Below are 4,014 nucleotides of genomic sequence, written 5' to 3' on the forward strand. Positions count from 1 at the left end.
TCACAGAATACGCATGTGCATATGGAAACAGTGGAAACTTCCCAAGACAAAGAAGAGAAATCTTATTAAACTGGGGATACCCGAATACTATGCACATATTACAGCCAACAGCCGTAGAGGCTATTGGTTTGTGTCTGGTATGGGCGCGGTTAACCGTGCCTTATCAAAAGAAAGACTGATAAACAGTGGCTTTTATGATTTAGCCACAGCCTATCAGTCTATGCACGTCAACTATTGAAAGCGCCGTATACCGAACGGTTCGTACGGTGCTGTGAGAGGACGGGAGCTAATCACTCCCTCCTACTCGATCAAAAAATATTGTATTTAACACAAAAACGGACTTCGAAAATCTAGATTTTTAATAATGCATCATTCGCAAAAGATTATTTACAAATTTTCATATCTCTCTTGAAAAAGAAGGTGTAACCGTGCTAATATGTTAATTAGACGTTTACAAATACAATCATAGGGGAAAAGGAAAGAGAAGGGGAAAATGGCAGATAATAAAGTCTTTATGGACACAAACGTCTTTAAGGAGATAGTCGATTCTATTGGCATCTCCGCATCTAATTGTGTCCTTTCCAAATCAGTATTAGATAAAGTAGATACCTGGGACAACACCGCTGTAGGTAAGAAAATGACCAAGCTCTTAAAGGATGTGCTTAATTCATCAGATGTGTACAAAGATGGATCGGGCATGACACTTCCTGTTTCATTTCTTAAGATGCGGAACAGCATGATAAATGTAGATAATGCAGTTGCTTCCAGTTTAAAGGTTGATGTAAACAAAAGATAATGGGTAATAAATATGCGGACTATTGAAGAGATACAAGCAGAGATAGATGAACTTTGGGAAAAGGTTAATAAAGCAACAGAATTTATAGCAATACTTAGAGAAGTGCAAGGGCGAGTTACAAAGAAAAAAGAAGATATAAACAGTGACATCTATAATCCATTTAAATTATACGATATGACCAGAGCATCCAAGTGGAGGGGCGATAGAGAGTGTGAGGCGGCAGATTTACAGACAGATGGATGCGTTCATACAGAGAATTCACAGAAATCCACGGCGGTTCTCCTTGATGAGATAGCGGCGGAAATAGAAAGACTGGAGAAATGTATAGAGGAATGGAAAAAAAGAATAGAACATCTTGAAGCTGAAAAAGATGAGCTGGAAAACCTTCAGGATAATGGAAATCAGGAAACGCAATAAATGGGGAATTAATGATGGGAAAGAGTTACGACGCCGAAGAGGCAAATCAGTTCATAGAGAATCTCTATGATCAGTTCGAAAGCTATGCGCAGAAAGCTGCTCCTCTTGAAGCAGATTATAACAGATATGTTCATAATGAAACATTTGTCGGAAAAGCAGCAGAAGCATCTAAAAGATATATAAGGGATAAACAGCTGGATTTTCACCACGAGCAGCTTAATATACAGAACAGACTCTATCATATGTACAACGAGATAAAAGGCGAGTTTGAAGGCACTGTTGATTCATCGCCAAAGGCTCGTATAGATACCGATGTCCTTAAGGGGATAAAAAGAAATATAGAGGACTTCTATTATGGGCTGGATTATCTGGGGAAAGGTATCGAGGAAGATGCAGCTTATCTGCAGGAGATGGCAGATAAGTATAGCGAGATAACGGATTGCACATTTACCAGGCCTGATTATGATCCGCCAAGGCGTGCACTTGATAAAATCTGCGGAGACGGAGAATATATAGATAAGTGTATAAAGGATTTTGAAAGATTCGATGAAAATGCATGGAATTATGTAAACAGATCAGGCCTTGAAGAGTATGTCTATGATCTTACGGAAGATATGAAACTCAGAGCGGCGGCGCTGGATCAGATGGAGGTTTATGAGCCGCATATGGAAGAGACCTTGATAAAGGTAGCAGAACTTCGAGGAATGAAAGCTGTCAAGGAAGTAAACATCCAAGATATATGCAGAGGGTATGATGGAAAAGAAAAGCTAAAGCGTATGGAACAGGGTGCAAAGATACTCTCAGCCATGGGTGATTATATTGAGCCAAAGATCAAGGATATTGGCAAAGAGATAATAAATAATCAGCCTGACAATACCTATTATTATAAATTAAGTTCCATGGGACTGTTTACATTCTTTGAGCTTGCTGGTGGTGTACAGAGTTATCTTGAGACTGGAACCTTTGCTGATACTGAGAAGAACGCCAAGACGAATTACAAAGCATTTCAACGTGGCGGTTTTTCAGTAGTGGTAGAAACCGTGACCGGATTCTTGAAACTTCCTGACCTTGGATTTAAGATAGGAAAAGGGATTAACGGTATAGCGGATAAAGGAGTCAAGTACGTTGAGAAAAACGGCACTGACAATCTTCCAAAAGATCTTGCCGCATGGGCAGGAGAAAAACGAGAGCATGTGATCACGCTTTACAATATCCTAAATGATAAGGCTCCCCAAAAGATAGATAGCATGAGCGTGGAAGATGGGTATGAGTCAGCAGGGTATCTTCTAACAACGATAGGAAGCTTTTTTGTTGGGGGCGAAGCCGGCGCAGGACCAAAAGCCGGAGAAGCAGCCAAGACCGGAGAAGTAGCAGCCGAGGCAGGCGAGACGATAATCAATTCACTTGATGATATCGAAAGAGCAGTCGATAAGATCGACGACGTAGAAAGAGTAGTCGATAAGCTTGACGATATCGAGAAGGTAGCAGATAAAGCTGATGATATAGCAAAAACTGCAGAAGAAGCGGAAGTGACTTTAAAGAAGATTGAAGACACTGCAGAAGTCGCAGCAGAAGCTTCGGATGATGTGGCGAAAGTTGCTTCAGAAGCGGAAAAGCTTGCAGACAAAGGCGATGATGTAGCAAAGGCAGTCGAAAAGGGCGGAAGTGCAGCTGAAGATGGTTTGAATTCTCAAGTATCATATGATAGACCGTCTGGCTTTAGAAAAGGAGTCCGAGACAAAGTTTGGGATAATGCTAAAAATAGTAATGGGGATGTAATTGACCCAGTTACTAAAAAGGTTATGGATAAATCAGAACCGTGGGATATGGGGCATAAACCAGGATATGAATTTAGAAAGCATCAACAAAGTGCTGAAAGCAGAGGAATACCACGAAAACAATTTTTAGATGAATACAATAATCCTGAGCATTATAGACCAGAATTACCCAGTTCGAATAGGTCTCATAAAGGTGAAGACATAACAGATAATTATTTTGGTGATTAGATTGGAGTAAAAACGATGGAAATAAAAAAAATAATTGCCCAAAAGGAACTTGAAGTAATAGGAGGAAAGCCCCAAGTTTTTCGCTATTGGGATGATGATCAAAAAAATAGTGTTGATATTTTTTCATCTTTAGATAGACCATATAGTGGGGTGGTTTCGTATGCGACTATTGGTTTATCTGAGTGTGAGATAGGTTTAGTAAGCAATGACAAAAGTTTAAGAGTGGAGCTTATAGGTGCTTGTGATAAGAAAGAAAAGCACTTTGCTAATGTTTTATCTACTGTTGCATTTGAAGTTATGAAAAAAAAGAAGTGTTCTTATGGGGATATTATTCAAAATGTTATATCTGAGTATTGTATTGATTCTGAAATGAAGCATGTATATTTGATGAATCCATTTCTATGGGATGGATTTGAAACGCTTGAATTTAGAGATAGAAGTGTAGCATGGTTACTAATTATACCAATTTCAGACAAGGAAAAGGAATATGCTATTGTAAATGGCTGGGAGTCTTTAGAAGATAAATTCGAAGAAGCTGATATCGATATTTTTAATCTAAATAGAAAATCAATAATATAACTTATGAGAAGTATCAAGATTACTTAGAGAAATGTGAGTAATGCGCAAAAATATGAATAAACAAAAATGGATTATCGCATTCATTCTAATAGCATTAACGCTGGTTTCAACTGCATGTATTAACACAAGACATTATGTACATAAATATAGCATTAGAACGTCATATAAAGAATGGATTGATCAGATAGGAATTTTCTCTCACGATAATTTAAAGGT

Annotated in this window: 4 protein-coding genes and 1 pseudogene; all 5 read left to right on the forward strand. The window is 38.4% G+C overall.

What is annotated here, in order from left to right; genetic code table 11:
* A pseudogene (locus BM377_RS15850) lies at nucleotides 1-238 on the forward strand (group II intron reverse transcriptase/maturase); the annotation flags it as partial.
* Between the two features lie 255 nt (nucleotides 239-493).
* Nucleotides 494-796, forward strand: coding sequence for a hypothetical protein (locus BM377_RS15855; RefSeq protein WP_092250937.1), 303 nt, complete (start codon nucleotides 494-496; stop codon nucleotides 794-796).
* Between the two features lie 12 nt (nucleotides 797-808).
* Nucleotides 809-1,213, forward strand: coding sequence for a hypothetical protein (locus BM377_RS15860; RefSeq protein ID WP_092250939.1), 405 nt, complete (start codon nucleotides 809-811; stop codon nucleotides 1,211-1,213).
* A gap of 11 nt (nucleotides 1,214-1,224) precedes the next feature.
* Nucleotides 1,225-3,219 (forward strand): GH-E family nuclease, encoded by a 1,995-nt coding sequence (locus BM377_RS16655; protein ID WP_092250941.1) that lies wholly within the window; start codon nucleotides 1,225-1,227, stop codon nucleotides 3,217-3,219.
* A gap of 15 nt (nucleotides 3,220-3,234) precedes the next feature.
* On the forward strand, nucleotides 3,235-3,798 hold the full coding sequence (locus BM377_RS15870) for a suppressor of fused domain protein (RefSeq protein ID WP_092250943.1): 564 nt from the start codon (nucleotides 3,235-3,237) through the stop codon (nucleotides 3,796-3,798).
* Nucleotides 3,799-4,014 lie beyond the last annotated feature (216 nt).

Origin of the sequence: Butyrivibrio sp. INlla21 (assembly GCF_900116875.1) — a bacterium.
In the GTDB taxonomy this organism is placed as follows: Bacteria; Bacillota; Clostridia; order Lachnospirales; family Lachnospiraceae; genus Butyrivibrio.

What these genes read in the sequence shown, in the direction of transcription:
- BM377_RS15855 (WP_092250937.1), top strand. Translation starts at nt 494, where the DNA reads ATGGCAGATAATAAAGTCTTTATGGACACAAACGTCTTTAAGGAGATA.
- BM377_RS15860 (WP_092250939.1), top strand. Translation starts at nt 809, where the DNA reads ATGCGGACTATTGAAGAGATACAAGCAGAGATAGATGAACTTTGGGAA.
- BM377_RS16655 (WP_092250941.1), top strand. Translation starts at nt 1,225, where the DNA reads ATGATGGGAAAGAGTTACGACGCCGAAGAGGCAAATCAGTTCATAGAG.
- BM377_RS15870 (WP_092250943.1), top strand. Translation starts at nt 3,235, where the DNA reads ATGGAAATAAAAAAAATAATTGCCCAAAAGGAACTTGAAGTAATAGGA.